This is a genomic window from Variovorax sp. P5_A3 (assembly GCF_056400665.1).
Genome location: NZ_JBFUKW010000002.1, coordinates 98731 through 125027, shown reverse-complemented (window position 1 = coordinate 125027; position 26297 = coordinate 98731). Strand labels below are relative to the sequence as shown.

The window sequence follows — 26297 nt, the reverse complement described above, 5'->3', positions numbered from 1 at the left end:
GTCACTCCTGGAAGGCGTAGTCGGGTGTGCCATCCGGCAACGCGAACGGCACCACCCGCAAGCGGGTTTCGAGTGCGGGCGGCTGCGCATCGAACACGAGCCGACCGAATGCGCGGACACCGGGCTCGAAGTCGACCATCGCCAACCCGTAAGGCGGCTTGTCCTTGCCGGGGTGAACAATCGTGAAGCTGTAGAGGGAGCCCGTCGGTCCGAGTTCGACTTCTTCCAGCTTCTGCTCGCTGTGGGTGAACTCGATCGGGGGAAATTGCGGAGGATGCCCAGCCACTTGGGTGGCGATGAGCACCATGCCGCCGGTGGTTTCACGGAAATGGGATCCCGCTCGCTTGATGATCTTCAAAGGTGTCTCCTGTTCGGGTGGCGATTGCCACGGCAACAGGAAGTGTGGTGACCCAGGCCCGTCCAGTCATTGGATTTGTGCTGCTCACTCTTTAGCCTTTCTAAAGAGTGTCAAGCGTGTAGTCCTGCTAAAGCGAGAGCAGCCGAACTGCAAGGACGACCGCCGTGCGCACGCGCATACTGAATGAATGAAAGAACAAATACGCGTTCCGGTCACCTTGATGCGCGGTGGCACAAGCAAGGCCGTCTTTCTCGCGCAACGAGACGTGCCAGCAGACCCCGAAGCACTTCAGCGCTTCCTTCTGGCCCTGTTCGGCAGCCCGGACGTGCGTCAGATCGACGGGCTCGGCGGCGCCGACATTCTCACGAGCAAATGCGCAATCATTGGTCCGCCGTCACGACCTGACGCAGACATCGACTACACCTTTGTGCAGATCGGAATCGATCAGCCCAACGTGAGCTTCGAGATCGTCTGCGGCAACATTTCATCGGCCACCGGGGTCTACGCACTGCAGGAGCGATTGATTCCCGTGCAGGAGCCCGCCACCACGGTGCGAGTGCACAACACCAACACCGGCAAGATTCTGCGCATGGTGGTGCAATGTGCCCACGGCGAGCCGCGCGTGGAAGGCGACACCGAAGTGGATGGGGTGCCCGCCAAAGGCGCCGAAGTCGCGTTGGACTACTCCGGTACCAGCGGCGCCACCACCGGCAGATTGCTGCCCACCGGGCAGGCACGTGATTCGGTCTACGTCTCAAAACTCGGCCGTGAGATACCCGTCTCGATTGTCGATGTGGGCACGGCGTGTGTGTTCATCCGCGCGACGGATCTGGGCGTCACCGGCACGGAGCTTCCCGGTCAGCTCAGTCCCGATATCTACGAAATGGCCGAGGAAGTCAGGCGCTGGGCCGCCGATCGTTGCAACCTGCCAGCGTCAGGAACCCTCACGCCCTACCAGATCCTCATCGGCGAAGCGCAGGACTACCGAACCATCGGCGGCGACCGAATCGTCAAGTCGTCGGAGATCGACTTTGTTGCGCGCATGGTTCTCAATGGCGGCGCGATGCACAAGGCTTTTCCAGGCGGGGGCTCGGTCTGCCTTTCCGTGGCAGCACAGATCGCAGGGACGATCCCCGCTGAAGCGCGAGGCAGTCACGCCGATCCCACGCGCATCCGTATCGGTCATCCGAGCGGTGTGATCGGAATCTTTGCGAACGTGGCTCGCACCGCCGACGATGAGTGGACGGTCCGAGAAGTGCACTTCACTCGCACCGCTCGGCGGCTGCTGGATGGCACCGCCTACGTGAGGCGGGCCCTTCTCGAGGTGGGCTGATCCACCGAACTGCCGACGCGGCCGTTCTGAAGACGGTGGCGCACAGGGCATGTGGTCACGAGCCTGGCGCGACGCCGATGGGCCGGCCCGGGGCAAACGCCGCCTGCGCTGCGCCAGCGCTCCCATGTCATTTTCCAGCAAGGCCAGTATGTCCATTGGCGCCCAGAAGTCAGACAGGAGATATTTCACATGCGCAAAAACACCGCGGCCCGGGCATCGCAATGATGACGCCAGATCTTTTTTCTTTGCAGGGCCGCACCGCGCTCGTCACCGGCGGCTCACGGGGTATTGGTCGCATGATCGCCGAGGGATTTTTGGCGCAAGGCGCACGCGTCTACATCAGCGCGCGCAAGGCCGCGGCATGCGATCTGGCGGCTTCAGAACTGTCGAAGAACGGCCATTGCGTCTCGCTGCCCCACGACGTCTCCACGGTCGCCGGCTGCCAGGCCCTGGCCGCTGCCTACGCGCAGCATGAAGCGACCCTGGACATCCTGGTCAACAACGCCGGCGCCGCCTGGGGAGAGGACTTCGATGCTTTCCCCGAAAGCGGCTGGGACAAGGTGGTCGATCTCAACATGAAGACACCCTTCTTCTTGACGAAGGCGCTGTCCGAGCCGCTGCGCACCGCGGCCAAGGAGCGTGTGGGAAAGATCATCAACATCGCCTCCACGGATGGCATCGCGCTCAATCCCCAGGAGAATTACTCCTACGTCGCCAGCAAGGCGGGCTTGATCCACCTTACCCGGCGGATGGCGCTGCGCCTGGCGCAGGACAATATCGCGGTCAGCGCCATTGCTCCTGGTGCGTTTCCATCCGAGATGAACCGCAACGCGCGCGACCGCGGCGACGAACTGTCCGAATACATACCCGCCAGACGCATCGGCACTTCAGAGGACATCGCGGGCGCGGCGATCTTCCTGGCGTCGCGTGCAGGTGACTACGTGATGGGCGCTACCCTGGTGGTGGACGGTGGTGTGACCCACGCCCGAGCCTACAGATGAGCGTGTCTACGGGATGGCCGCCGGTGTCGGCGACGCGCTGACCTGAGATCGCCTGTCATCCACCGACCCGAAAGCGGTCATTGATATAGGTGGCGGGTGGCTTTCCAAAAGCCTTCTTGAACATCGTATTGAAGGCAGAGGGTGACTCATAGCCCAGGTCATAGGCGACTTGCTGGACGGTCGCGCCACCGGACAGCTCGCGAAGCGCCACGATCATCTGCAACTGGCGTCGCCAGCGGCCAAAGCTCAGGCCTGTCAGCGAGGTGCACAGTCGATTCAACGTTCGATCGCTCATACCCAGTTCGCTTGCCCAGTTCGTCTGGGTCCTGCGATCGGAGGGATCGCGCATCATCGCCGTTGAGATCTTTCTAAGCTTTGCGTCCTCAGGCATCGGCAGGAACATTTCTTCCGTGGGCATCGCGCAAAGCTGGTCAAGCAGTACCTGCGCCAGTCGATCGGTCGGTCCGCCTGCTTCGTACAAAGGCGGCAAGCCCGCGAGGTACTGAATCATCTCGCTGAGCATCGGGCTGATGCGCAAGGTGCAGCAACGATCCGGCAATGGAGCAGCGCTAGGTTCGACGAAGAGGTAGAAGATCTGCGCGTTCGCCGTTCCTCGATTGCTGTGCGGCGTGCCGCCCGGAATCCACACGCCCGCCTGGGGCGGGACCATCCACAGGGCACCGGGCACCTCGCAGGAGACGGCACCGCGCAGTGCGATCACGAGCTGGCCGGAGCGGTGTTCGTGCACAGGGATCTCTCGCTCGCGCGCCGCCACATCGACGCGCAGTGCCATCACGGGTACTGACGGTTCGTAGTCCAGACCTGGCTCGCCGAATTCTGCGCTTCGCATAATGAGAAAGTTGGTGTTGCTCCCGCCATCGGGCTTGTTCCTGCATTGGAATGCGTGCTCTGTTCAAAGCGGTTGAGATCGGCCAAGTGGCGCAGGTGGACCGCTCTTCCAGTGGCCGATCCGAAGGCACCGCCGCCACGCTGCAGCGCCTGTCCCTCGGCCGTGATGACGGGCAAGGCTCGCTTCAGGCGTCATTCCGCGTCGATGCAGGCTCCTCATCGTTGCCGGGACACGCCTTCTCAGCGATGACCGAAAAGAGAAGTCATTCGTCCAACTTTGCAATTCTCGGCGTGTGTGCCGATCATTAGCATCGTTGCATGAAAATGATTCGCAATAAGAGTGAGACGGTTTCGGCCCAGCCACTGTTCATTCTTCTCATCGGCCCCGTGCTGATCGGCGCGATTCGCCGGACATGCAAAACCGCCCGTGAAGCACTCTCGCAATCGATCTCTCAGCGCTTCGGCGCGCTGCGGTGTCCAACGACTCCGGCACAGGAACTGGCACCGCTGGTCGGCCCCGCTCATCCATGGCTTCGCGATTTTGCCAGCATCACCGCCTGCGGTTTGCGTGCGCGTTTCGCATGCAGGCACGCACGTGCGATTTCTCGGGGCGCAGCATGATCGCACTGCCGCGTTTCTCTCGGCAGGAGTTGCTCTTTTCTCTCAAGAGCTTCGTCGCCGCCATGCTTGCGCTCTACCTGTCGAGCCGCTTCGGACTACCCCGGCCCTTCTGGGCCATGATGACCGCCTACATCGTGGCCCACCCTCTGGCCAGCCATGTGCGCTCCAAGGCTGTCTACCGCTTTCTGGGCACCTTGCTGGCGTGCGCAGCGACCGTGGTGCTCGTCCCCTCGCTGTCCGGGTCCCCGGAACTCCTGTCGCTGGCCTTGGCGCTGTGGGTGGGACTGTGCCTTTATGTTTCGCTGCTGGACCGAAGCGCGCGTTCATACGTCTTCATGCTGGCTGGCTACTCAGCCGCTTTGATCGGCTTCCCCCTGGTAGAAGCGCCCGCGGCGATGTTCGACACGGCCGTCGCACGGGTCACTGAAATCGGGCTGGGCATCCTGTGCGCCAGCTTGGTCCACGGCATCGTGCTTCCTGCCGGCCTGGGCCCGTCCCTGCTTGGCGTGATGGATCGCGCACTTGGCGATGCGCGGCAATGGCTCACCGATGTGCTGCGCGAGACACCGATCGAAGCCAAGCGCGCTCGAATGGCGGCGGACCGCCAGCGGCTGGCCCTGGACATCACACAACTGCGTCTGCTGTCCACGCACGTGCCCTTTGACACCGATCTGCGCTGGAGCGGGAACGCCATCGACGCCCTGCAAGACCGTATCACCGCCCTCACCCCGGAGCTCTCGGCGGTGGAGGATTGCCTGCAAGCGCTGTGCACCGGCACAGGCGGTGTGCCGGATGACATCGGCTCGACCTTCGCGCAGCATTCGGGCTGGCTGGCCCCGAGCGCGACGAACGCGGAAGTGGAAGAAGCGCGCGCCGCCTTTCGCGCCATCGCGGACGGTCCGGCCGCTTCACCCTGGATCCGCGCACTGCGGATTGATCTGGCAACCCGCCTGGAGGACATAGTCGCGCACTGGGAGGCCTGCACCACGTTGCGCAGCGATATCGACGCTGGCATTGCCGGGAACCCGGTGGAGTTGCGGAGCACCGCAGCTTTGGGTCGCAGGGTGCTTCACCTGGACAGAGGGCTCGCGCTGCGGTCGGCGATCACTGCGGTGTCAGGCACCTGCCTATCGTGTGCCCTGTGGATCGCGACGGGCTGGCCCTCGGGATCCGCCATGGCCATGGGCGCTGCCGTCTTTTGCAGCTTCTTCGCCACCATGGACGATCCCGTGCCTGCCATGCACAAGTTCATCACGGCGCTGTTGTGGTCGTTGCCCGTGTCGGCTTTTTATGTCCTGGGGGTCATGCCGCTGGCCCATGACTTTGGCATGCTGGTGGTGTGCATCGCGCCTGTGTTTTTGGTGGTCGGGTGCTACATGGCACGACCGGCCAGTTCCTTGCCGGCCCTTGGCATGTTCTTCGGTATCGCCGGAACGCTCGCCCTTCAAGATACGGCCACCGCCGATTGGGTGAGTTTCATCAGTTCCAACATGGCCCTGTTCGTGGGTGCGGTGATCGCGGCCCGCATCACCGCTCTCATGCGCAGCGTGGGGCGTGACTGGACGGCCAAGCGCATACGACGTGCGACATGGCACGACCTTGCCGCTCTGGCCGCCCATCCGCAGGACGCATCCGCCCGAGACGCCTTTGGCTCGCGCATGCTCGACAGGATGGCGCTGTTGGCGCCGCGCGTCGCGCCCGACGGTCCCGAAGAGGTCCAGATCGCAGCACACCGCGCGCTTCGCGAACTGCGCCTGGGGACAGACATCGCTGCGCTGCAGCGGCATCGCGGGCGCCTTGCGGAAGAACCCGTCAGTCACCTCTTCAGGGAATTGGCCCTCATCTTCCGCGCCCATGTGGCAGGAGCGCCGCCGCGTCATGCGTCGCTGCTGCCGCATATCGATCGGCTGTTGCTTGACGCCCTGACGGCGGGCGCCGAGCGGCCTGCCGTCGCGGCGCTTGCGGGCCTTCGACGCAACCTCTTTCCAGCCGCTCCCCCCGCGCTCCAGCCATGATCGAAGTCAACTTTTTTGGCGTGCAGTTGCCCTGGCTTTTGCTTCTGGCAGCCGGCGCGCTGCCGTGCTCCTGGGCAACGCGCCGCCTGCTGGCCATCGTCGGTGCCTACCGATGGATCTGGCACCCCGCCCTGTTTGACCTTGCGCTGTACGTTCTGGTGCTCTGCGCCTTGGCTTCTCTCACCGGCGCAACCGCCGCCTCGTCCTGAAATCCGGACCGCTTCAACCCATGAAATCTGACGCCCTCCCCTTGCCCCTCTGGACTTCCCGTCTTGCCCGTTCCGTCATTCGTCTGTTGATCACCGTGCTGATGGTGGCCGCAGCCGGCTGGGCGGGCTGGCGCTTATGGGACCACTATGAACTCGCCCCGTGGACACGAAACGGACGCGTGCGGGCCAATGTCGTGCAAGTCGCGCCTGACGTGTCTGGCATGGTCGCGAATGTGGCGGTGCACGACAACCAGTCCGTTGCCGCTGGCGCCTTGCTGTTCTCGGTGGACAAAGCCCGCTTCGACCTGGCTGTGGATCAGGCCCAGGCCGCCGTCGCGACGCAGCGCATCGCGATCAGCAACCAGCGCATCACACTCGCTCAGGCGCAGCGCGAGAGCCAGCGTAATTCCGACCTGGGCGATTTGATCTCGCTGGAAGCTCGCGAGCAGTCGCGCCTGAAGGTTGACCAGGCCAAAAGCGCACTTCAAGCTGCCGAAGCAGCATTGCGACAGGCGCAGGTCGCGTTGAACACCTCGACGTTGAACCTGGAACGCACCCAGGTGCGCGCACCCACCGCTGGGCTCGTGACCAATCTCGACCTGCGCCAGGGCGCCTATGCGAGCGCTGGCCACCCCGTGATGGCGTTGGTTGACGCGGGTTCCATCTATGTCGAAGGCTATTTCGAGGAAAACAAGTTGGCTCGGATTCACCATGGCGACCGCGTGCGCGTCACGCCCATGGGAGCCGCGGCGCTCGAGGGCACCGTCGAAAGCATCGCCGCCGGGATCGCTGACCGTGACCGCAGCACCAGCGCCAACCTGCTTCCCAGCGTCAATCCCACGTTCAACTGGGTGCGGCTTGCGCAGCGCGTACCCGTGCGCGTGAAGCTCGATCAGACGTCCTCGGGCACCCGTTTGGTAGCAGGCCAGACGGTCACCGTGGAAATACTCGAGACTGCCCGGACCACGGATGCCACGGCGCGGACTCCACAAAGCCGTGGATAACGCCGTGTACCGACTCCTGGCCGCCGCCACGGCCGCAAGCGCACTGCTCGCCGGCTGTGCCCACCGACCCGTTGGGCCGGACTATGTGGCCCCCGCCCCCCTCTCTCTCACGCAAGCTGCCTCCGCGGGCACATTCCAATCTGCCGACGGCTATGCGGCGGAAGCGACTCTGCCGCCGCACTGGTGGAGGCTCTACAACGACCGGCAGTTGGACGCATTGGTGACGCAGGCGCTGGAACACAACACCGACTTGCGCCAGGCCGTTGCCAACTTGGAGCGCGACCAGGCGATGGAGGCCGAGGTGCACGGACATGAGAGGCCAGCGGTTGCGGTCAGCGGTGGCCCTGGCTTCGGGCATGTGTCGGGCTTGAGCCTCCTGCAGAGCGACTACCAACCGTCCAGCCGCGGTACATACAGCGCGGGTGTGTCCTTGTCGTATCAACTGGACCTGTTCGGTCAACTGCGGCGGGCCATCGAAGCGGCTGAGGCTGGCACCGGCGCCGCGCAGGCGGCGTTGGACCTTGTACGTGTGAGCGTGGCCAGCGGCGTGGCGCATGCCTATGCCCAGGCATGCTCAAGCGGCTATCGCTTGCGCGCAGCGCAGGCATCGGTCCGTCTTCAAGAAGAGGCGATCCTGCTCTCCGAGCGGCTCCAGCAAGCGGGCAAGGTGGGGAAAATCGACGTTGCACGTGCGCAAGGCCAGTTGGAACAACTGCGCGCGGCGTTGCCGCCGCTTCGTGCCCAACGCCAAGGTGCGTTGTACCGGTTGGCAACTCTGACCGGCGCAGCACCTCGCGACTTCCCCGCAGCAGTGGCCACGTGCGAGCAGCCGCCGCGCTTGGCGGGACTGCTTCCGGTCGGAGACGGCACAGCCCTTTTGCGCCGGCGGCCCGACGTTCGGCAGGCCGAACGCAGCCTGGCCGCTGCCACGGCCCGTATCGGCGTAGCAACAGCCGACCTCTACCCCAAGGTGTCGCTGGGCCTCTCGGCCAGCTCGGGGGGCTTCTTGGCAAGATTTGGAAATAGGGAAACGCTCAGCTACAGCCTGGGTCCGCTGATCAACTGGACGCTACCCAATACCGGCGTTGCCCGCGCTCGCATCGCGCAGGCCGAGGCGGCCACCCGGGTTGCCGCTGCCCGCTTCGACGGGATCGTACTGACGGCACTGCGCGAGGTGGAAACGGCGCTCGATGTCTACGCACACGAGCTGGAACGTCATGCTGCGCTCTCGGCCGCGCGAGATCAAAGTGCCATCGTCGCCCGGCAGGCGCGCACCCTCTATGTCAACGGTAAGACCGCTCAGCTGGAAGCATTGGATGCAGAGCGCACCCTGGCAGCCAGCGAAGCCGCTCTGGCAACGTCCGCTGCCCTGTTGGCAGAGGATCAAGTCGCCGTATTCATGGCGCTGGGAGGTGGCTGGGAAGTCGATGAAGTCCTCGTGAATGCCGCGCACTAGCGCACGCCTGCGCATTTCTCCAGAGATATATGGGACAGACGGAAAATCCTCTGCGCAAATCCAAGCGGGCCGGGATGACTGATGGACGGGTTTAATCTTCTGAAGACCTTCTTGGAGGTCGCCAACGCCGGCAGCTTCTCGCGCGCAGCGTGCAAGCTGGGAATCTCCAAGGCCAGCGCAAGCAAGCATGTCGCGACGCTTGAAGCGCGCTTCAACGTACGGCTCATGAACCGCTCAACACGGTCGGTAACATTGACCGATGCTGGAAGGCTGCTCCAGCTTCGCAGCGCACCGCTGATGGAGATGGTCGAGTCGACGCAGAGCGAATTGCAGGCGCATGGCTCACGCCCAAGCGGCCGTCTGCGCGTGGCGGGGCTTCACGGGCTCGTGCAAACTGACTTCCCGAGCCTGCTGAGCGAGTTCCTGACTCTTTACCCGGATGTTCACATCGACCTACAGATCGACAATCGTGTCATCGATCTCGTGGAGGAAGGCATCGACATTGCGTTGAGGTTCGGCCGTATCGGCGACGAAAACCTCATCGTGCGCCGCCTTCAACGGGTGGAACTTGCGCTTTGCGCCACACCCGGTTACTGGACCAGGCGCGGCATACCTACAACACCTGAAGACATGCGAAGGCACGACGTGCTCACCTACTCGCTGGCGCCGGGCGCACCGCACCTTCCGTTCGAAGTTGACGGCATGCCATACAACCTTCCGATCTACGGACGTATGGATGCAAACGACTCAAGCACACTCGTCGCTGCGGCACTCGCCGGCATCGGCGCTGTATGCGTGCCGGTGCAACTGGCTCAGCCGTACATAGAACGCGGCAGCCTGGTCCCGGTGCTCAGGGAATTCATGCCACGTGACATCTGGCTCTACGCGGCGTACACGCAGCGCCGGCACAACAGTGCAGCCCTGCGTGCACTACTGGAATTGCTTGAGGTTCGCATGCGCGGCGGCGCGTCCAACGACCTGCCCTAGGGGCGATGGCAGGCAACGCCGCCCTGTTCACGCTCTATTCAGAGCGCTGCGCAGAGCGCGAACTAGATTCTCCGTGGGCATGACATCGGCATACTTGCTTGCCATGTCGAACAGATTCACGGCATGCGACGTCTGTGACCTGTCATACACGGCATCCTCAGGCACAACCACCTTGAAGTTCAGGGCGCACGCATCGATGACCGTCGCACGCACGCAGCCGCTCGTTGTGCAGCCAGTGACGATGACGGTATCCACTCCCAAGCCGATCAGATGACTGGTCAGGGGAGTGCCATGAAAAGCACTGGCCTGAAACTTGGGAATCAGGATGTCTGCCTGAGCGGGCGCAACCTCGGCAACGAAGTCGTAGCCGTGCTTCGGGATACCCATGACGCCAGGCACTTTCAGTTCGAATTGACCTCGGTTCTGGGGCCCCTTGGGCGCAACATAGGGATAGAGGACCGGGGCTCTCATGTCCCTGAATGTCGCCAGGAGTTTCGCGATGTGGGGCACGGCGCGCCAGCCATATTCACCGCAGCTGGTTGGCAGCGTCGTGATCGCCTCTTCGATTGGCATGGGTGCATCACCCATTGAGCGATATTGCACGTCGATCACCAGCAGCGCCGGTCGCTTGCCAAGTCCGGTCGGCGTCCCCCAGCCGGTCTTCCGATAGATGGCCTGCTCCTCCTCGGGGATGACGCCGTCCCATGGCCGGCGCCGGGTTTCAGTGGCAGCAAGCATTTCAGACCTCCACCGTCGTCGCGTCATAGGCAAGCAGCCAATCGTAGCGCTGACGCACGACGTCGGGGGCCCAGTTCCTTTCAATGTATGGCCGGGCAGTCTCGATTCGCTTCAGGGCCGGGTCGTGGAAGATCTTCAGCATTTCCATCGATCTAGCCTTTGTCAGGTTCGTGCGCTCAACGCGCGCCGTGTCGTACCGTTCAAGCGCTTTTTCGATGTCGTCCGGATGATCTTCCAGGCACCGCGCCAGGACGTAAGCATCCTCCATCGTGACATTCACGCCCATGCCCAGATAAGGCGTCATCGAGTGGCATGCATCGCCCACCAACGTCACGCGTCCCTTGGACCATCGTTCGAGCGGATCACGGACAAACAGGCCCCACCGAAATAGATTCTCGGAGTGAATGAACAGGTCAAGGATGTCCTGGTTCCAGCCTTCAAAGTCCTTGAGCGCATCGGAAAGCTCGCCGCGTTCGGACCATGATTCGGTCTGCCAAACTTCGCTGTCTACCTGAGCCGAAAAGCTAACGAACTGCTCGCCATTGCGTTGAACCGGATAGCAAGTTACATGCGCCGTCGGTCCCACCCACGTCGACGCCAGGGCGCGCCTGTGCTGAGGTTTAAGACTGGACATCGGCGCCAAGCCGCGCCAGGCCACCGCACCTGTGAAGCGCGCAGGGGAGGGGCCAAACTGGGACTGGCGCACACGAGAATGTGCGCCGTCGCAACCGACCACAATATCGCCTTCAGCGAATGCCTCGTTATCGAGCAACAGTCGTGCGCGGTCGCCGACCGTCTCGGCGCCCAAGGAGCGAGCACCGAAATGGACCGCATTCGGCTTGAGTTTGATCACAGCCTCGTAGAGCACGCGTTGCAGTTCGCCACGTAGCACCTGGATCAGCGTGTGGTCGACCTTGGAATCGTTAGTGTCCCGGATGTAGACGGAATGTTCTTCTCCAGTCTTCCAGAAACGGATGACGCGGTCCTCGGGAGCTAGATTGATCGCCTGAAGCGCTTCCTTCAGACCCAGATCCGCCATGACGCGACTGCCGTTCGCCGAGATCCAGAGCCCCGCACCTACTTCTCGAAGTTCAGGAGATTGTTCGTAGATATCGACGTCGCATCCCTTTTTCAGAAGTGCAATGGCAAGGGTCAGCCCACCCATGCCTGCGCCGGCAATAATCACGTGTGGCTTGTTGCCCTTTTGTTTAGCTTGAGTCATTTTCTCTCCGGTTCAAAGCTCAGTGGGTTCTGCACGAGGTCTTTGATGGCCTCGAGGATCTTTACGTATCCCGTACATCGGCAGATGTTGCCGCGTAGGAAATGACGAATGGTTTCTTCCGACGGGTTTTCGTGTAGCGAGAGCATCGACTTCACCGCCAGGATCATTCCGGGAGTGCAGAAGCCGCATTGCAGTGCGCCATGGGCGATGAACGCGCGCTGAACAGGATCCAGCCTTCCCTCATACGCCAAGCCTTCGATCGTCGTGACGTGGCGGTTGTGGACATCCGCGCACAGCGTCGTGCAACTTGAGGTGGGCATTCCGTCGACCAAGACAGTGCATGCGCCGCAGACCTGTACATCACAGGAGCGCTTCGTGCCCGTCATTCGGAAGCGCTCTCTCAGCACGTCAATGAGGAGTTCTCGTGGCTCGATCTCGACGGACCGTTCCGTGTCGTTCAGCGACATATCCACGCGGACAAGCGGAAAGGTTCCAGTTGTTTGGTTCATTTCAAGCACTCCTCGAGGGCGCGTTGAGCAAGGACCGTGATCAGATGCCTCTTGTAGTCGGCACCACCGTGCAGATCGTCATGCGCGTCAATCTTCTCGGCGTCCGCGGCGATCACCGGCCCGAGGGCTTGCCATACGTCCTCGAAAGGCGCGTCAGGCGGGAGACTCTCGGCCGCTTCTTGCGCTCCCGACAGCGGCCCGGGAACAGCGACGATGGCGCCGACCCACAGGCGCAGGCGCTGCGGCCCTTGCGGCGACCAGACTGCGGCCACGCCGACGGCGGGACGCTCGGTGTGGCCAAACGGTCGATATGCGGATTTGTCGCCCGGCAGCTGTCGAGGCACGTCGATGGATACGAGCAGCTCGTCATCTTCGCGCGCCGTTGCAAATTCACCTACGTGAAACTCTCTCGAGGAAATGGTGCGTTGACCCGTTGTGCTGGCCAGAACAATACGGGCGTCCAGTGCGCACAGCATCGTCGGCGCGTCGGCGTGTGGTTCCGCGAAGCAAAGTACGCCGCCAAGGGTCCCGGCGACACGAACCCTGATGTTGGCCACATGCTCGCTGAGATGGGCGTAGCCGGGAATCAGCTGCTGCACGAGCGGATCATTGGCAATCACGTGATGCGTGGACAGCGACCCGATGCTGAGTGTCCCGTCGTCGAGGAGGCGGATGTCGCGCAGCTCTTCGACTTGCTTGATGTCGATGACATGGTCGTACTGCAGCACCCGAGCCTTCAAGGCAACCAGCAGTTCGGTCCCTCCGGCGTGAAAAGTGGCGGCATCTCCGAACTCGGCCTTCAACGCCAGCGCTTCGCGCAGGCTCGTGGGCCGATGGAGCGCAAAGCGCGCTGGACGCATCAGTCGGCTCTCCGTCCAAGTCCGGCTGCGACGCCCAGCATTGGGGCCACGATCCACCATCCTGGTGATTGGTGAAATGCGGCCGTCGCCGCATACGCGACCACGCATGCGACCGCCACGCTGACGCCAACGCGCGGCCACTGCAGCACCAGCTCAACCCCACGAGAAGCCCGGGACGCCGGCGCATGCTGCTGGGAGGAGTACGCGTGTTGCGGATGCAACATTGAAGCCGCTTGCACCGCAGCCGATGGAGCTGGAGCCGCAACCGGTGCACCCGAGGTGGGTCGTTCCGCCGGCGCGGCGGCAGCCGGGGCGGCGGTTGATATCGAAGCAACAGGCGCGGCACCGTCTGAGGACACGGGCTCCGAGAAGCCTGCCAGTTCATTGCGCAGCCGCCTCTCGAATTCGCCGAAGAGCTCTTCCGAGCGCTTCTTGACGACCGGGTAACCCAGCGACGCGAGTCGGCCGGCGACCTGCATTTGCGCATCGATCCCCAGCGTGCACTCAACCTCGCCGTCGCTTGACTTCTCATCGAGGTTGACCTTCATGCGTACATCGATGGTCGTTCCAGTGAACTTGTCGCGCCCCGTGGCACTGAGCTCCACGTGGCGCTCCAGCGTGTAGTCGCCAAGCACGATGGTGGTCGGAAGCTCCAGTTTGAACGGGCCGATCTTTTGTTTCATCAGAGCCGAGAATTGCTTGAGCGGCTCGACCTCCGTCACGTTCTCGCAGCCCGGAATCAAGCCAGCAACGCGTTGGACATCGAAGAAGATGGCCCAGAGCTGGGCGGCCGATGCCGGGAGAGTGGCGTCAATCCTGAAATCCATGTTGTCCTCGTTAGGTTTCGTTGGCTGCCTTGGCCGCTTTGAGCGCTCGCCAGACTCGCTCGGGTGTGAGTGGTAGGTCTTTGATTCGCACCCCCCAGCCTTGGAAGAGTGCATTGGCAACGGCCGGGGCGACTGGGAGGATGGCGCCTTCGCCACCGCCGCGGGAGCCAAACGGACCTGGTCCGTCAAGGCTTTCGATCAGTACGGTTCCCACATGAAACGGCACGTCCTCCATGGTCGGCACCCGGTAGTCGAACAAGGTGCCGTTCACGACCTGCCCGTCCTCGTACACGTATTCTTCGAAGAGTGTGTGACCCAGGCCCATCACCATGGCGCCTTCGTCCTGGCCTTCGGCGGCCTTGGGATTCATGACGTAACCCAGGTCTGCGGCGCCGCCGACGCGGACCAGTCGGATCGCGCCAGTGCCCTCGTCCACCTCGATTTCGCAGGCGCCGGCGCCGGTTTCCCAGAACAGAGGGGCCAGCTTGAACGCGCCATTCTTCGTCTCTGAATTCACCCGCCCGACACCAAGGAACTCGCCAGCGCTCATCCCATTGAAGCGCCTGAGCAATTCGAGGATGGAGATCGATCCGGCCGGCCCTTCGATTCGCCCCTCTTCGAGTTGGTAGTCCTGAGGCGAGCCCCCGAGCACGGTTGCGGCCGTCTCGCCGATCTGGCGCAAGATGTCTTCGCAGGCCATCTGCACGGCCAGGCCGATGATCACTGTCGATCGGCTGGCGCCAGTCCCCCAGTCGTACGGCGCGAGCAGGGTGTCCGGCTCCGAGACTGAAATCATGCGCAGTGGCTGGCGCAGCATCTTCTGCGCAACGATCCGCAGGACACCTCGATTGCCTTGCCCGATTTCGACCGAGTTTGCCGATACGTTGATCGAGCCGTCCGCGCGCAGGCGAACCGTGGCCCCGCCGATGGGCATGATGCCCGGATCACTCACGCCGACTGCAACGCCTCGGCCGCGACGCTGTTGCCCCGTCATTGCGGGAAGCGCCTCAAGCGCCCCCACAGCCTTGCGCAGGGAATTGCGCATATCCACGTCCAGGGGACGCAGATCCGGTTTGATGGTCTGCCCCTTGTCCGCCATGTTGAACATGCGGAACTCGATCGGGTCTACGCCGAATGCGTCCGCCATGATGTCCATCTGGGACTCTGTCGCCCAGACGGCCTGAGGTCCCCCGATTGATCGGAAGGCCGCGCCCGGAACCGTGTTGGTGTAGACCCCGTATGACTCCAGCTGTAGGTTGGGAATGTGGTACGGGCCGATGGCGCGAATGGCTGCTTTGATGGCAATCGCTGGGCCGGTGTCGGCAAAGGCTCCGCCGTTCAGTACGGCTTTGATGGCCTTGGCCGTGATCCGACCAGTTTCATCGACCGCGGTCTTGAGCGTGATTTCGGCATCCAGGCGTCTGCAGGTCAGCATCGATTCGGCAATGGACAGGCAAACACGCACAGGTGCACGGGCCTTCCAGGACAGTGCCGCCACGAGCGGATCAATCTTGACCGACGCCTTTCCTCCAAAGCCACCGCCGATGTAGGGCGAGTGCACGCGCACGCATGCCAGTGGAATGCCGAGCGTTTCCGAGCAAACCCGCGCGATGGCGGTAGGCGTTTGGCCGCCGCTCCAAATCTCCAGTGCGTGCGGCTTCCAATCCGCGATGCTGACATGCGGCTCCATCGCGAAATGGAACACCATCGGAAAGGTAAAGGTGTCTTCGAAAACGCGGGCTGCCGCCACAAAGGCCTGATCGACGTCCCCGCTGCTGTACTTCCAGTGCTGGAAGATATTCGTGCCTTCCACAGGGTTCGCTTCACCGCGGAAATAGAAGTCCTTCAGTTTTTCCATCTCTTCATGGACAAGTTCTGCGCCTTCTGCCATCGCCTCCCTGGCCGTTGTCACGAAAGGCAACGGCTCATAGTCGACGACGATGGCATCCATGGCCTCCTCGGCGGTGACCTCATCGATCGCCGCGACCGCTGCGACCGGATCCCCGACATAGCGAACTTTGTCGATGGCAATCACTTCGCGGTCGCGCAGATACAAGCCCCACCGGTTGGTAGTCCCGGGCAGATTCTTCATGTCGGCCCCGGTAAGGACCGCAACTACACCCGGCATGGCCAAAGCAGCGCTCGTGTCGATGCTGCGGATGCGCGCGTGCGGCACCGTGCTGCGCAAGATCTTCCCTTGCAGCATGCCGGGCACCTCCACGTCGCTGGCGAAGATCGCCGCACCCGTGACCTTTTGGAGATAGTCGGCACGAGGCTCCTGATGGAGCGGAAGTTTCGGATGTGAGTGCATACCGAGAAGAGGAGAAGTTACTCGTCCAGCGTGATACGCGACTGGGAGATCACGCCTGCCCAGGTCTTCGTCTCCGCGGCTTGACGCTTTGTGACTTCCTCGGGCGAACTGGACGTCGGCTCGACACCGACTGCGTACATCCGATCTCTCACTTCCGCGGAGTTCATGGTTTTTGCAATCTGAGGAACCATCTTCGCGATGACGCTCTTTGGAACTCCAGAGGGCGCATAGAGGGCGAACCACGTGACAGCTTCAAAGCCGGGAAGAACCGTCTCGGAGAGGGTTGGAATATTTGGCATTGCCTGCGCCCGCTTGGCCGTCGTCACTGCCAGGGCCTTGAGCCTGCCAGCCTTGATTTGCGACAGCACCGCTGGGCCCTGCTCGATCGCCATCACAACCCGCCCAGCGATCAGGTCCACCACCATGGGGCTGCTGCCCTTGTACTGAACCGGTAGAAGGTCGACCCCAGCCCGCTGCTTGAACAGTTCCATGAACACATGCTGGGACGTCCCCTTGCCGGCGGAACCGTAGGCGTACTCACCTGGCTTTGCCTTGAGGTAGGCGATGAGCTCCTGGATGGTGTTCACCGGCAGCGAGGCCGGCACGACGACATATGAGGGATTGAAACCCAGGATGGAAACAGGCTCGACATGGCTGGCAACGTCCTTCATGCGCGGCAACAGCTGCGGCAGGATGGAAAACATCGATGACGCGCCGATGAGCAGCGTGTGACCGTCCGCCGGCTGCCGGGATACGAACTCGGCGCCAATCAATCCAGAGGCGCCAGCCCTGTTGTCGACGACCGTGGGCTGCCCAAACTCGGCAAGTCCATTGGCCACCGACCGTGCGTAAAGATCGGTTGCACCGCCCGGCGGGTACGGCGCAACGATCGTGATGGCTTTGCTGGGATAGGTCTGTACTTGTACCGAGATCGCAAGTACAGCCAGTGCGACACCGCAGCACGCCGCAAGCAGCTTTTTCATCGTGAACATGAGTAACTCCAGCAGGGGACTAGCTATCTGCTCCATCTCGTTCATTGCGCACAGCAGAACGTGATATCGCGTGAGGGAACGCAATTCTGTTCGGCGCCACGCTATGATGTCAAGCAGAATTTGTGCGTGATCCGAAATACGCAGGGATTTCTGTCATGTGGAGATACCGCGAAGCCCGCCAGGTTTCGCTGCGCGCTGCCCTCGGCCCGAGCCCATGACCATTCAGCGAGCGTCAGCAGCGCAGATCTGGCACTGGAACCCCAGAACGTGATCTTGCGAATTGGGTCCCGTCGCCACAAGGGTGCGACGCATCACCACGCGCTTGCGGCGCCGGCAGATGCGAGCTGCCGCTTGCGCACCGGGTGATCTATGTCGGCAAGTGGCGTCGAAGACAACTCAACGTACGGAGCAACTGATGGCAGCTGAGAAAGAAGAAGAGCAAAAGGTCGGAGGCGTTGCCGCTGTGGAAAGAGCTTTTGCGATCCTCCACGCCTTCCGCGCGGGCGACACTTCGCTCAACCTGAGCGAATTGGCACAGCGCACCGGGATGTACAAGAGCACGATCCTTCGAACCATGACCTCGCTGATTCGCGAGCATTGCATCGTTCGCTTGGACGACGGTACGTATCAACTAGGCTCGATGCTTCTGCATTGGGGTGGGCTCTATCAATCGGCCCTGCGGCTCGACGATCACGTCCCCGCTATCCTGAGACGGTTGGTTCAGGAAACAGGCGAAGGCGCCTCCTTCTTTACTCGGGAGGACAATCTGCGGGTGTGCCTTTTTCGAGTGGACTCGCCCAAATCTGTGCGCGATCACATCCGAACGGGTGACCTGCTGCCCCTGGATAAAGGGGCCGCTGGCAGAGTGCTGCACAGCTTCGACCGTGCACTCACTTCCCCCGCGAACTTTCCGCAGCAGCCGTTCATCGTGACCATTGGAGAGCGCGAGCCCGACATTGGCGCAATTGCTGCGCCGGTTTTTGGGCCGATGGGCAGTCTGCGAGGCGCCTTGGCCATTTCTGGCCCGTCCGCGCGTTTCTCATCAGATTTCATACCTGGCATGACGCTGGCTGTGCTCAAGGCGGCCTCTGATTTGACCCGGCGCCTCGGTGGCGACCCGGCTGTTTTCGAAACCGCGTCTGCAAATTTTGACTTTGCCTCCATGGCGCCATCGGCGCCATCCGCGAGCGCGACCTAGCATCGCGCGTTTGTCCGCGTGGCATCCTCCACGGCGTGCCCTCGCGTCCGCAGCAGCGACAACGCAGCATCGCCGAACGCATGGGCACCCCGTCGAGATGGACCGTGCCCGAAGTTCCGGCATGCGGGCCCGACGACTAACGCTCTCGACGTTTCCCTGAGTCAAGGCCGATGCCAGCAAAGCTTTCACGACTTGCCAGATCGTGCCTCAAGGGAAAATGTTTCGGCAACCCGTTGTCGATAGCGAGTCCCAAACGAATCGGGCCTTGGGAGAAGAAAGCGCCCTGGGAAGATCCCCTTTCATCAGCACCGACCTCGATCATCACGACATGGCTGGCGGATGCGACTTCCGAGTGGCGGCAGTGGCTACTTACGGCGCTTCTGAGGTCGCGCGGTCTTTGGCTCGCTGAGCTTCCTGCAGCTGCCTCCATGCGATCTTCCCGGTGGCCAGTTTCGGAAGCTCTTCAACAAACTCCACCATCCGAGGATATTTGTAGGCAGCCATCTTTGCTTTGGACCATTCAATGACGTCTGCAGCGGAAACGCGTCCTCTCGCAGCCTCGTGCAGCACGATCACAGCCTTCACTGTCTCGCCGCGGTAACTGTCGCTGGCGGCGATCACGCAGGCTTCTCTCACGTCGGGGTGCTCATGCAAAAGCGCCTCGACTTCTGTGGGCCACACCTTGTATCCGGCCGCATTGACCATGCGCTTGAGCCGATCCACGATGAAGAAGTAGCCTTCGCCGTCCATGTAGCCCAGATCCCCGGTTCGGAAGAACCTGCTCCCGTGCAGGTCGACCAATGCATCGCGCGTAGCGGCTTCGTTGTTCCAGTAGCCTTTGAACGTCTTGTCGCTGCAGACAACGATCTCCCCGACCTCCCCTTGCGGCAATTCCCGCAGACTCTCTGGCTCCAAGATTCTCACATCGGTGTTGAACAATGGAACTCCCAGACACTGCCGCTTGAAATGCGCGGCGGGATTGCCTGTGAAAGGCATGCCTTCGGACAATCCATAGCCTTCCAAGAAGTCGAGTCCGATCAGCGCCTTGATGCGCTCACCCACCGCCTGCGGCATACCGGCACCGCCGCCGCCCAGCCGCCTGAGCGAGCGCAGGTCATAGGTGCTCAGATGAGGGCTGGCCAGGAAGTCGATCAGCATGGTGGGCATCATGTTCCAGTGCGTCACCTTGCACCGTGCGATCAGTTCAGCTGCAGCATCCCGGTTCCATCGTTGGAGCAGGACCAGCGTTCCACCCACATAGATCGGAGTGTTCATCATGTTCTGCATCCCGGTGATGTGGAAGAAAGGGAGCGCTGCCAGCACGACCGTTTCCGATTGCATGCCCATCCAGTGAGCTACCGAGTTGGTGCTCGCCATCATCGAGCGGTGCGTATGCATGCACCCCTTGGGGCTGCCAGTGGTTCCCGAGCTGTAGAGAATCACCGCCAGCTGCTCGACATCCTGCGCAGCCAAGCTTGCGGTCGCATGCGCCGCCGCGATGGAGGATTGAAAATCGTGGACCGGAGGAGACGAGCATGATGGCGCCCGTTCCAGAGGAGAACCATCCACGGACTGCCCGTGCGCAACGACTACCGCAGCAAGTTCTTTGGCACCTTCCATGGCCAGCAGCTCTTCCAGGTTTTCCTTGCCACAAAACGCGACGATCGCCTGACTGTCCGCTCTGTAATGCCCGAGCTCTGCGCGCTTGTTCATCGGATTGACGGGCACGACAACGGCGCCAATGCGCAGGATCGCGTAGTAAGCGATGACGAATTCCCGGCAGTTCTGCATATACAGAATCACCCGATCGCCGCTTCGCACTCGCAGGTCCTGCTCCAGAAATCCTGCCATCCGGTCCACCTGATCCAGCAGCTCTCGGTACACGAGAGAACCATGCGCGTCGATCAGAACGGCCTTTTCAGGAAAGCGGGCGGCCGACACAAACAGGTTGAAGTAGAGATTCGTGGCCGGTGTCGTCAGCTCATGCGGAAGATGCTGAGGCCAGGTATTGATTTGCTGCGGTTTCATCGTGCTGCGTCACTCCATCGATGAGGAGTCAATCGAGAGAGATGTTGAAGGCAGAAATCGCCTTGGCCCAGACCTCTCGATCGCGAGCCACCCGTTTGCTGAAAACTTCTTCGCTAGCGCCAGTCGGCTCCTGTCCAGTCGGCAAGATGCGCGCCGAAATCTCAGGCCGTTGCACGATCTTGACGATGAGCTGAGACAGCTGGGCGACGATGGCCTTGGGTGTTCCAGCGGGAGCAAAGACTCCGCACCACCCGCTGGCATTCATCTCAGGGAAACCTGCTTCGATGAAGGTCGGCACGTTCGGCAGCAAAACCGAGCGCACCGGGTTCGCTACGGCAAGAATACGGATCTTGTTGGCATCCGCATACTGCTTGTACGTGCCGACGGCCCCCCAGCCGGACGTGAGGTTCGCTGAAAGGACGTCCTGCAAAGCAGGGATCTCTCCAGCGTAGGGGACATGCACCAGCTGAATGCCGGCATGTTGGGTGAATTGCTCCGCCCAGATATGTGCCGACGTACCCTTGCCGTAGGAGCCATAGCTGAGCTTTCCGGGCTCCGACTTTGCAAGCGCAATGAACGACTTCAGGTCCGTGACCGGGACACTGCTGTTCACCCCGAACGCCACCGGCGTGTTCGACACCTCTGCCACAGGAGAAAGATCTTTCAGCCGATAGGACGAATTCTTGCGAAGCAAATCCGCCTGTAGAACGCCGGTGTGGGTAACGAGCAGCGTATAGCCATCAGGTGCCGCATGCGTCACCGCAGCTGCTGCGATCATTCCACTTGCACCGGTCTTGTTTTCGACGATGACCGGCTGCTTCAGTTCTTTGGACAGCTCCTCACCGAGTATCCGCGCGATCGTGTCGATGCTTCCGCCCGGATTGGTGGGCACGATCAATTTCAGGGGCCGATTGGGGAAAGCGGCCTGCGCGGCGGCCAGCGTACCCACCAACGCCATGGCGACGACGACAAGAAGGTTCCTGCAGCTCGAGAAGAACAAAACGCGACACTTCATGATGATGACTCCGTTGATGCATCTAACAAGGAAACCGGTTGGCAGGGTGGTCAAAGCGAAGCTCGACCCGGCAACAGCTCACGGCACAGCGCTTTCGTCGGCGAATGCCGGTTGCGCAGCGAATCGGGCGAGGTGGTGATCCGTGTCCCCCAGCATCATCTCGATCACCGTGAGCCGCTTGACATAGTGGGAGACAGGGAGCTCGTCGGTGAGTCCCATGCCGCCATGCAATTGCACCGCTTGCTGTGCGATAAATCTCATGGCTTGCCCGGTGCGAGCCTTGGCCGCCGACGTCATCCGCCGACGCTCCTGCGGGCCTACGCGCGCCGAGAGCTTGGCAGCCGCCAGCGTGGAGACGGCGCGCGCTTGAGCGAGGTGGATCGCCATGTCGACCATGCGATGCTGCAAGATCTGGAAGCTACCGATTGGCGCGCCAAACTGTCGGCGCTCCTTCAGATACCCCAACGTCGCCGCGTTCAGGGCGTCCATCGCGCCGACGGCTTCACCGCAGAGCAACACGATGCCGTAGTCCGTTGCAGCCTCCAGGAGGTCCCAGCCGCGACCTTCGGAACACAACAGAGACGACGTTGGCAGCCGAACATCTTTCAACTCGACGTCGGCCGCACGCAGGCCATCAATGGTGCGGTAGTCGCGCAGCACGACCCCTGGCGCATCGGCGGGTAGCAAGAACATGGATATGCCTTCCGTCTCCCGGCGAGCGCCAGAACTGCGGGCTGACACGATGAGATGCTCTGCCTGCGCACCATGCGTCACGACCGTCTTGGTGCCGGCAAGCAGATACCCCCCCTCGATCACACTCGCCGTCGTCGCGATGTCGAACAGATCGTGCCTGGATTGCCGCTCCCCAATCGCGCAAGCCAGCTTGATCCGACCCGCAGCGACCTCTTCCAGCACTGCGGCGTGACGACCGGATAGCTTGAGAAACTCTGCGCCCATGGCCGATGAAAGGCAGGGCTCGACCAGCAGACCTCGCCCGAGCTGCTCCATCACAATGAACATGTCCACGACGCTGCCATCGAGTCCGCCAAGCGACTCGGGCAACGCCAGCGCCGTCACTCCCAGTTCCGACAGGGCTGTCCATGCCTCCTGGGAAACACCCGTCTCTGAGTGGATGATGGCCTTTCGTTGTTCGAAGCTGTAGTCCTTCTCGATCCAGCGGCGCAGACTGTCGGCGAACTGCTGCTGTTCCTGCGTGTAGTTGAAGTTCATGTTTTGATCCCTCACAGGCCCAGTACGAGCTTGGCGATGACGTTCTTCTGGATTTCGTTCGATCCGCCGTAGATCGCAATCTTTCGGTAATTGAGATACAGCGACGCCAAAGGCGCAGCGTCGTCGTTGTGCGTCACGCTGTGTGTGCGCTCGCCGTTGAGGTACGCGGGGTCAAAGGGAGCGCCGTACGGGCCAACGGCTTCGAGCATCAGTTCGGTGATTCCCAACTGGATCTCGCTGCCTTTGATCTTCAGCATCGATGCTTCGGCGCCTGGCGATTTGCCGTGGCTTTCCTGGGAGATGGTTTTCTGCACAAGCATCTCGAGCGCCATCAGCTCGATCTCCAGAGATGCCACCTTCGCGGAGAACACGGGGTCACTCAGCAGCGGCAGGTCATTCTTGTGCTGCTTCTGCGCGAGCCGCTTGAGCAGGCGCATTTCTCTCTTGGAGCGCCCTACCGCGGCGATGTTCGTGCGTTCGTGACCCAGCAGATACTTGGCATAGGTCCAGCCCCGGTTCTCCTCGCCAATCAGGTTCGCGACCGGAACCTTGACGTTGTCGAAGAACACCTCGTTCACCTCGTGCTCCTCGTCGAGCATGATGATGGGCCGGACGGTGATGCCGGGGCTGTTCATGTCGATCAGCAGGAACGAGATGCCCTCCTGCTTGCGTGCCTTTGCATCCGTTCGCACCAGGCAGAAGATCATGTTGGCGTACTGCGCCCATGTCGTCCACGTCTTTTGGCCGTTCACGACGTAGTGGTCGTCCACGCGGTCGGCGCGCATCTTCAGCGCAGCCAGATCAGAACCGGCGCCTGGCTCTGAATAGCCCTGACACCACCAGTCGTCGCAGTTCAGGATGCGCGGCAGGTAGTGACGCTTCTGCGCCTCATTGCCGAAAGCCATGATGACGGGCGCTACCATGTTGACACCGAAGGGCATGACGATCGGCGCACCGGCGGCGGCGCACGCCTCCTCCCAGATATGGCGCTGAACTGCAGACCAGCCGGTCCCCCCATATTCGACAGGCCAGTTGGTACCGACCCATCCCTGCGCGGCCAGAATCTTGTGCCAGCGCACGAAGTCTTCGCGCTTCAACCGCTTGTGGTTGAGCACCTTTTCCCGCAGGTCTTCAGGCAAGTTCTGCCGCAGCCAAGCTACCACGGTGTCGCGAAACTCCAGGTCCACCGCGCTGTAGTTCAGATCCACATTTTCTCCTTGTGCATTGATTCGACTTGAAGAGCCGTCGCATCGCTTGCGAGGCTGCAGCGCAGTGCACTGCCGTGCCGCTGCGATGCTCTGACTGGATGCAAGGGCTTGGCGTTAAATGGGCGGCCAGTTGAAAACGTCCGCTGTTTCCTCAAGCGGGGTCAACGCGTGCCGCATGGCGGGCAGTGCGTGTTCGGCAATGCTCTGCGGCGTCCATCCGTCCGATTGATGGACAGATTTGGCCGGGCGCGGCTGGCTCATGAGCATGATTTCGTTGGCGCGCACTGCGAACACCTGGCCGTTGACATCGGCGCCCAGTTCGCTCGCAAGGAAGACGGCCAAGGGCGCAACCTTGGCTGGCGTCATCAACTGCTGCTTTCGCTCGGCCGCGAGCCGCTGGGCTTGCGTCGTGATCGGAACGGAAGCCACCATCCGCCCCCAAGCAAAAGGAGCGATGCAATTGGATCTGACACCCGATCGCTGCATGTCGAGGGCAATGGAACGCGAGAGGCCCACGATGCCCATCTTGGCGGCCGCGTAGTTGGCCTGCGCCCGGTTTCCGACGAGTCCAGAAGTCGACGTCATGTGGACAAAGGAGCCGCTGCCCTGCTCCTTGAAGAAGCCGGCCGCAGCGCTGCTTGTGTAGAACGAACCGTAGAGATGCACCTTCACCACGGCGTCCCACTCTTCCTCGCTCATTTTGTGGAAGAAGCGATCGCGCAGGATCCCAGCGTTGTTGACCACGCAATCGATTCGGCCGAACGTGTCGACCGCTTGCTGGATCAGCCGGCGGGCGCCGTCCTGCGTCGCGATGGAGTCTGTGTTGGCGTTGGCCTCTCCCCCGGCTGCTCGGATTCCTGCGACCACCGCGTCCGCTGGGCCCGCACCACCACCCTCGCCGCTGAGTGATGCACCGATGTCGTTGACCACGACCCGCGCGCCAGCGAGTGCCAACTGCAGTGCGATGTCTCGGCCGATGCCGCCGCCTGCGCCCGTGACCACGGCAACCTTGCCGTCCATCAATTTGCTCATTGCTATACCTTCGTTTATTGAAAATGTGCTCGGGCGTGACTGATCACGACAGCGCCGCGCGCGGCGACGTGGCCCTCAAGCGCGACATGCGCGCCTTCGTCCCATATCCGGAACTCGACTTCCTCGCCGGGATAGAGCGGCGCGGAGAACCGTGCGTCCAAGCCATGCAACTTTGGGGCGTCACCCGAAGCGAAGGCGCGAATGGCTGCAATGGCCGCCAAGCCATAGCTGGCCAGACCATGAAGAATCGGCCGGGAAAAGCCGGCACGCCGCGCGGCTTCCAAATCAATATGAAGCCGGTTGGTATCCCCGCACAGGCGATACAGCAATGCTGCGTCGCTTCGTACCGCGTACCGCACGCGCTGATCGGGCTCGCGTGTGGGCGCTGCCTGGAGTGGCAGCAAGGGCTCGTCATCCAGAATCAGGTCGATCGCCCCGCTTTCCGAGAAGCCTCCGTCGCCACGGCAGAAGAAGAGCTGCCACGCCTTTCCATAGTGCTCACCCTGCTCGGACCGCAAGGTCTTGCATACGGTGATCAGCGCGCCTTTTCCTTCACCCTTGTCGACGATCCGGGAAACGCGAGAAATGCCTACGACCCGGCCCTGCGGAGGCAACGGACGCGCTAATTTGATTCGCTGCTCGCCATGTACCAGGCGCGCAGCGTCAATCTCCATGGACTTTTCGTCGCGAGCCCAGAAGCCGGGCGATGCGACGACGGCGGCCATGGACGGTACAACCACTTGGTCGACCTCGTCCACCAGTCGCAGCTGGCACGGATCGAGGGGGTCAGATACGGCACCAATCGCTAGCGCATAGAGCGCCGATTCGCGCGCGGTGTAGTCGTGAACGACCGTTCGGCTCCAAGCCCTGACGGCATCGACGTTCACGCCTTCGCTCCTGCATCGTCCAGCACGAAGACCGGCACCTTGACGCTCCCCGCGCGAGCGAACGCGACACGCACGGCGCCGCCGACGGCCAGTTCTGCAGGTGCCGCGTCCACGATGTTGGACAACATGCGAACGCCCTCCTCCAGCTGGATGAAAGCGAGAATCTGTCGGTCGGAGGCCGCTCCACTCACTGTGTACGAGTAGATGCGCCCGCGGCCGCTCGCGCCGACCCAGTCGAGTTCGGCCGAGAAGCAATGGGGGCAACTGCGCCGAGGGTAATAGTGGCGTTTTCCGCAGTCGCGGCATTGGCCGATCAGCAAACGGCCTTGCGCAGCGGCGGCGAAGAACGCCTCATTTTCCGGATTGGTGGCGGGGGCCGGCCACTCGCGGTCGTCTGAAAGAAACAT

General features: G+C 62.1%; 26 protein-coding genes. 10 read left to right on the top strand and 16 right to left on the bottom strand.

The window, feature by feature from the left end:
- Window position 1: 1 nt before the first annotated feature.
- Complete coding sequence (locus tag AC1D3B_RS02715; RefSeq protein ID WP_478189123.1) at window positions 2–358, bottom strand: Zn-ribbon domain-containing OB-fold protein; 357 nt, start codon at window positions 356–358, stop codon at window positions 2–4.
- Between the two features lie 187 nt (window positions 359–545).
- On the opposite strand from AC1D3B_RS02715, the gene AC1D3B_RS02710 reads away from it, so the two are divergent.
- Together AC1D3B_RS02710 and AC1D3B_RS02705 are read left to right on the top strand one after the other, a co-directional pair.
- Window positions 546–1691, top strand: coding sequence for a PrpF domain-containing protein (locus tag AC1D3B_RS02710; RefSeq protein ID WP_478189122.1), 1146 nt, complete (start codon window positions 546–548; stop codon window positions 1689–1691).
- 221 nt (window positions 1692–1912) lie between these two features.
- Window positions 1913–2692, top strand: coding sequence for an SDR family oxidoreductase (locus AC1D3B_RS02705; RefSeq protein WP_478189121.1), 780 nt, complete (start codon window positions 1913–1915; stop codon window positions 2690–2692).
- 55 nt (window positions 2693–2747) lie between these two features.
- On the opposite strand, the gene AC1D3B_RS02700 is transcribed toward AC1D3B_RS02705, so the two are convergent.
- On the bottom strand, window positions 2748–3485 hold the full coding sequence (locus tag AC1D3B_RS02700) for an AraC family transcriptional regulator (RefSeq protein WP_478189120.1): 738 nt from the start codon (window positions 3483–3485) through the stop codon (window positions 2748–2750).
- 107 nt (window positions 3486–3592) lie between these two features.
- Between AC1D3B_RS02700 and AC1D3B_RS02695 the strand changes: the two genes are divergently transcribed.
- The 7 genes from AC1D3B_RS02695 (at window position 3593) to AC1D3B_RS02665 (ending at window position 9833) form a co-directional block, all read left to right on the top strand.
- Window positions 3593–3850 (top strand): hypothetical protein, encoded by a 258-nt coding sequence (locus tag AC1D3B_RS02695; RefSeq protein WP_478189119.1) that lies wholly within the window; start codon window positions 3593–3595, stop codon window positions 3848–3850.
- Window positions 3851–3859: 9 nt separating this feature from the next.
- A complete protein-coding gene (locus AC1D3B_RS02690) occupies window positions 3860–4162 on the top strand; it encodes a hypothetical protein (protein ID WP_478189118.1) in 303 nt (100 codons plus the stop codon).
- Window positions 4159–6177 carry an FUSC family protein gene (locus AC1D3B_RS02685; protein WP_478189117.1) on the top strand — a complete coding sequence of 673 codons (2019 nt, stop codon included), beginning with the start codon at window positions 4159–4161 and terminating at the stop codon, window positions 6175–6177. The genes AC1D3B_RS02690 and AC1D3B_RS02685 overlap by 4 nt, the downstream gene beginning before the upstream one ends.
- Entirely contained in the window at window positions 6174–6386 is a 213-nt protein-coding gene (locus tag AC1D3B_RS02680) for a DUF1656 domain-containing protein (protein WP_478189116.1), read from the top strand. Before AC1D3B_RS02685 ends, AC1D3B_RS02680 begins: the two co-directional genes overlap by 4 nt.
- A 20-nt stretch (window positions 6387–6406) precedes the next feature.
- Window positions 6407–7390 carry an HlyD family secretion protein gene (locus AC1D3B_RS02675; protein ID WP_478189115.1) on the top strand — a complete coding sequence of 328 codons (984 nt, stop codon included), beginning with the start codon at window positions 6407–6409 and terminating at the stop codon, window positions 7388–7390.
- Window positions 7391–7394: 4 nt separating this feature from the next.
- Window positions 7395–8846, top strand: a complete 1452-nt coding sequence (locus AC1D3B_RS02670) for an efflux transporter outer membrane subunit (RefSeq protein WP_478189114.1) — start codon at window positions 7395–7397, stop codon at window positions 8844–8846.
- An 81-nt stretch (window positions 8847–8927) separates the two neighbouring features.
- Window positions 8928–9833: a LysR family transcriptional regulator gene (locus AC1D3B_RS02665; protein ID WP_478189113.1), complete on the top strand. Its 906-nt coding sequence runs from the start codon at window positions 8928–8930 to the stop codon at window positions 9831–9833.
- Between the two features lie 27 nt (window positions 9834–9860).
- Here the strand turns inward: AC1D3B_RS02665 and AC1D3B_RS02660 are convergent, their stop codons facing one another.
- Genes AC1D3B_RS02660 through AC1D3B_RS02630 form a run of 7 tightly spaced genes read right to left on the bottom strand, consistent with a single transcriptional unit; the run spans window position 9861 to window position 17292 of the window.
- Complete coding sequence (locus tag AC1D3B_RS02660; RefSeq protein WP_478189112.1) at window positions 9861–10571, bottom strand: isochorismatase family protein; 711 nt, start codon at window positions 10569–10571, stop codon at window positions 9861–9863.
- 1 nt (window position 10572) lies between these two features.
- Window positions 10573–11793, bottom strand: coding sequence for an FAD-dependent oxidoreductase (locus AC1D3B_RS02655; RefSeq protein ID WP_478189111.1), 1221 nt, complete (start codon window positions 11791–11793; stop codon window positions 10573–10575).
- Window positions 11790–12302 carry a (2Fe-2S)-binding protein gene (locus AC1D3B_RS02650; protein ID WP_478189110.1) on the bottom strand — a complete coding sequence of 171 codons (513 nt, stop codon included), beginning with the start codon at window positions 12300–12302 and terminating at the stop codon, window positions 11790–11792. Before AC1D3B_RS02650 ends, AC1D3B_RS02655 begins: the two co-directional genes overlap by 4 nt.
- Complete coding sequence (locus AC1D3B_RS02645) at window positions 12299–13162, bottom strand: FAD binding domain-containing protein (RefSeq protein ID WP_478189109.1); 864 nt, start codon at window positions 13160–13162, stop codon at window positions 12299–12301. Before AC1D3B_RS02645 ends, AC1D3B_RS02650 begins: the two co-directional genes overlap by 4 nt.
- The gene (locus AC1D3B_RS02640; protein WP_478189108.1) at window positions 13162–13989 is read right to left on the bottom strand and encodes a CoxG family protein; all 828 of its coding nucleotides are present in this window, start codon (window positions 13987–13989) and stop codon (window positions 13162–13164) included. Before AC1D3B_RS02640 ends, AC1D3B_RS02645 begins: the two co-directional genes overlap by 1 nt.
- 10 nt (window positions 13990–13999) lie before the next feature.
- Window positions 14000–16300, bottom strand: coding sequence for a xanthine dehydrogenase family protein molybdopterin-binding subunit (locus tag AC1D3B_RS02635; protein WP_478189107.1), 2301 nt, complete (start codon window positions 16298–16300; stop codon window positions 14000–14002).
- A gap of 17 nt (window positions 16301–16317) precedes the next feature.
- Window positions 16318–17292 carry a Bug family tripartite tricarboxylate transporter substrate binding protein gene (locus AC1D3B_RS02630; RefSeq protein WP_478189106.1) on the bottom strand — a complete coding sequence of 325 codons (975 nt, stop codon included), beginning with the start codon at window positions 17290–17292 and terminating at the stop codon, window positions 16318–16320.
- 415 nt (window positions 17293–17707) lie between these two features.
- On the opposite strand from AC1D3B_RS02630, the gene AC1D3B_RS02625 reads away from it, so the two are divergent.
- Window positions 17708–18490 carry an IclR family transcriptional regulator gene (locus tag AC1D3B_RS02625; RefSeq protein ID WP_478189105.1) on the top strand — a complete coding sequence of 261 codons (783 nt, stop codon included), beginning with the start codon at window positions 17708–17710 and terminating at the stop codon, window positions 18488–18490.
- Window positions 18491–18859: 369 nt separating this feature from the next.
- On the opposite strand, the gene AC1D3B_RS02620 is transcribed toward AC1D3B_RS02625, so the two are convergent.
- The 7 genes from AC1D3B_RS02620 to AC1D3B_RS02590 all read right to left on the bottom strand — a co-directional run bounded on the left by AC1D3B_RS02620 (window position 18860) and on the right by AC1D3B_RS02590 (window position 26297).
- Window positions 18860–20518 carry a long-chain-fatty-acid--CoA ligase gene (locus tag AC1D3B_RS02620; protein ID WP_478189104.1) on the bottom strand — a complete coding sequence of 553 codons (1659 nt, stop codon included), beginning with the start codon at window positions 20516–20518 and terminating at the stop codon, window positions 18860–18862.
- Window positions 20519–20546: 28 nt separating this feature from the next.
- Window positions 20547–21533, bottom strand: a complete 987-nt coding sequence (locus tag AC1D3B_RS02615) for a Bug family tripartite tricarboxylate transporter substrate binding protein (protein ID WP_478189103.1) — start codon at window positions 21531–21533, stop codon at window positions 20547–20549.
- 78 nt (window positions 21534–21611) lie between these two features.
- Window positions 21612–22763, bottom strand: coding sequence for an acyl-CoA dehydrogenase family protein (locus tag AC1D3B_RS02610; RefSeq protein WP_478189102.1), 1152 nt, complete (start codon window positions 22761–22763; stop codon window positions 21612–21614).
- 11 nt (window positions 22764–22774) lie between these two features.
- Window positions 22775–23971: an acyl-CoA dehydrogenase family protein gene (locus AC1D3B_RS02605; RefSeq protein WP_478189101.1), complete on the bottom strand. Its 1197-nt coding sequence runs from the start codon at window positions 23969–23971 to the stop codon at window positions 22775–22777.
- Between the two features lie 114 nt (window positions 23972–24085).
- The gene (locus tag AC1D3B_RS02600; protein ID WP_478189100.1) at window positions 24086–25003 is read right to left on the bottom strand and encodes an SDR family NAD(P)-dependent oxidoreductase; all 918 of its coding nucleotides are present in this window, start codon (window positions 25001–25003) and stop codon (window positions 24086–24088) included.
- 14 nt (window positions 25004–25017) lie between these two features.
- A complete protein-coding gene (locus tag AC1D3B_RS02595) occupies window positions 25018–25890 on the bottom strand; it encodes a MaoC/PaaZ C-terminal domain-containing protein (protein WP_478189099.1) in 873 nt (290 codons plus the stop codon).
- Window positions 25887–26297 carry a Zn-ribbon domain-containing OB-fold protein gene (locus AC1D3B_RS02590; protein WP_478189098.1) on the bottom strand — a complete coding sequence of 137 codons (411 nt, stop codon included), beginning with the start codon at window positions 26295–26297 and terminating at the stop codon, window positions 25887–25889. Before AC1D3B_RS02590 ends, AC1D3B_RS02595 begins: the two co-directional genes overlap by 4 nt.

What these genes read in the sequence shown, in the direction of transcription:
- AC1D3B_RS02710 (WP_478189122.1), top strand. Translation starts at nt 546, where the DNA reads ATGAAAGAACAAATACGCGTTCCGGTCACCTTGATGCGCGGTGGCACA.
- AC1D3B_RS02705 (WP_478189121.1), top strand. Translation starts at nt 1,913, where the DNA reads ATGATGACGCCAGATCTTTTTTCTTTGCAGGGCCGCACCGCGCTCGTC.
- AC1D3B_RS02700 (WP_478189120.1), bottom strand. Translation starts at nt 3,485, where the DNA reads ATGGCACTGCGCGTCGATGTGGCGGCGCGCGAGCGAGAGATCCCTGTG.
- AC1D3B_RS02695 (WP_478189119.1), top strand. Translation starts at nt 3,593, where the DNA reads ATGCGTGCTCTGTTCAAAGCGGTTGAGATCGGCCAAGTGGCGCAGGTG.
- AC1D3B_RS02690 (WP_478189118.1), top strand. Translation starts at nt 3,860, where the DNA reads ATGAAAATGATTCGCAATAAGAGTGAGACGGTTTCGGCCCAGCCACTG.
- AC1D3B_RS02685 (WP_478189117.1), top strand. Translation starts at nt 4,159, where the DNA reads ATGATCGCACTGCCGCGTTTCTCTCGGCAGGAGTTGCTCTTTTCTCTC.
- AC1D3B_RS02680 (WP_478189116.1), top strand. Translation starts at nt 6,174, where the DNA reads ATGATCGAAGTCAACTTTTTTGGCGTGCAGTTGCCCTGGCTTTTGCTT.
- AC1D3B_RS02675 (WP_478189115.1), top strand. Translation starts at nt 6,407, where the DNA reads ATGAAATCTGACGCCCTCCCCTTGCCCCTCTGGACTTCCCGTCTTGCC.
- AC1D3B_RS02665 (WP_478189113.1), top strand. Translation starts at nt 8,928, where the DNA reads ATGGACGGGTTTAATCTTCTGAAGACCTTCTTGGAGGTCGCCAACGCC.
- AC1D3B_RS02660 (WP_478189112.1), bottom strand. Translation starts at nt 10,571, where the DNA reads ATGCTTGCTGCCACTGAAACCCGGCGCCGGCCATGGGACGGCGTCATC.
- AC1D3B_RS02655 (WP_478189111.1), bottom strand. Translation starts at nt 11,793, where the DNA reads ATGACTCAAGCTAAACAAAAGGGCAACAAGCCACACGTGATTATTGCC.
- AC1D3B_RS02650 (WP_478189110.1), bottom strand. Translation starts at nt 12,302, where the DNA reads ATGAACCAAACAACTGGAACCTTTCCGCTTGTCCGCGTGGATATGTCG.
- AC1D3B_RS02645 (WP_478189109.1), bottom strand. Translation starts at nt 13,162, where the DNA reads ATGCGTCCAGCGCGCTTTGCGCTCCATCGGCCCACGAGCCTGCGCGAA.
- AC1D3B_RS02640 (WP_478189108.1), bottom strand. Translation starts at nt 13,989, where the DNA reads ATGGATTTCAGGATTGACGCCACTCTCCCGGCATCGGCCGCCCAGCTC.
- AC1D3B_RS02635 (WP_478189107.1), bottom strand. Translation starts at nt 16,300, where the DNA reads ATGCACTCACATCCGAAACTTCCGCTCCATCAGGAGCCTCGTGCCGAC.
- AC1D3B_RS02630 (WP_478189106.1), bottom strand. Translation starts at nt 17,292, where the DNA reads ATGTTCACGATGAAAAAGCTGCTTGCGGCGTGCTGCGGTGTCGCACTG.
- AC1D3B_RS02625 (WP_478189105.1), top strand. Translation starts at nt 17,708, where the DNA reads ATGGCAGCTGAGAAAGAAGAAGAGCAAAAGGTCGGAGGCGTTGCCGCT.
- AC1D3B_RS02620 (WP_478189104.1), bottom strand. Translation starts at nt 20,518, where the DNA reads ATGAAACCGCAGCAAATCAATACCTGGCCTCAGCATCTTCCGCATGAG.
- AC1D3B_RS02615 (WP_478189103.1), bottom strand. Translation starts at nt 21,533, where the DNA reads ATGAAGTGTCGCGTTTTGTTCTTCTCGAGCTGCAGGAACCTTCTTGTC.
- AC1D3B_RS02610 (WP_478189102.1), bottom strand. Translation starts at nt 22,763, where the DNA reads ATGAACTTCAACTACACGCAGGAACAGCAGCAGTTCGCCGACAGTCTG.
- AC1D3B_RS02600 (WP_478189100.1), bottom strand. Translation starts at nt 25,003, where the DNA reads ATGAGCAAATTGATGGACGGCAAGGTTGCCGTGGTCACGGGCGCAGGC.
- AC1D3B_RS02590 (WP_478189098.1), bottom strand. Translation starts at nt 26,297, where the DNA reads ATGTTTCTTTCAGACGACCGCGAGTGGCCGGCCCCCGCCACCAATCCG.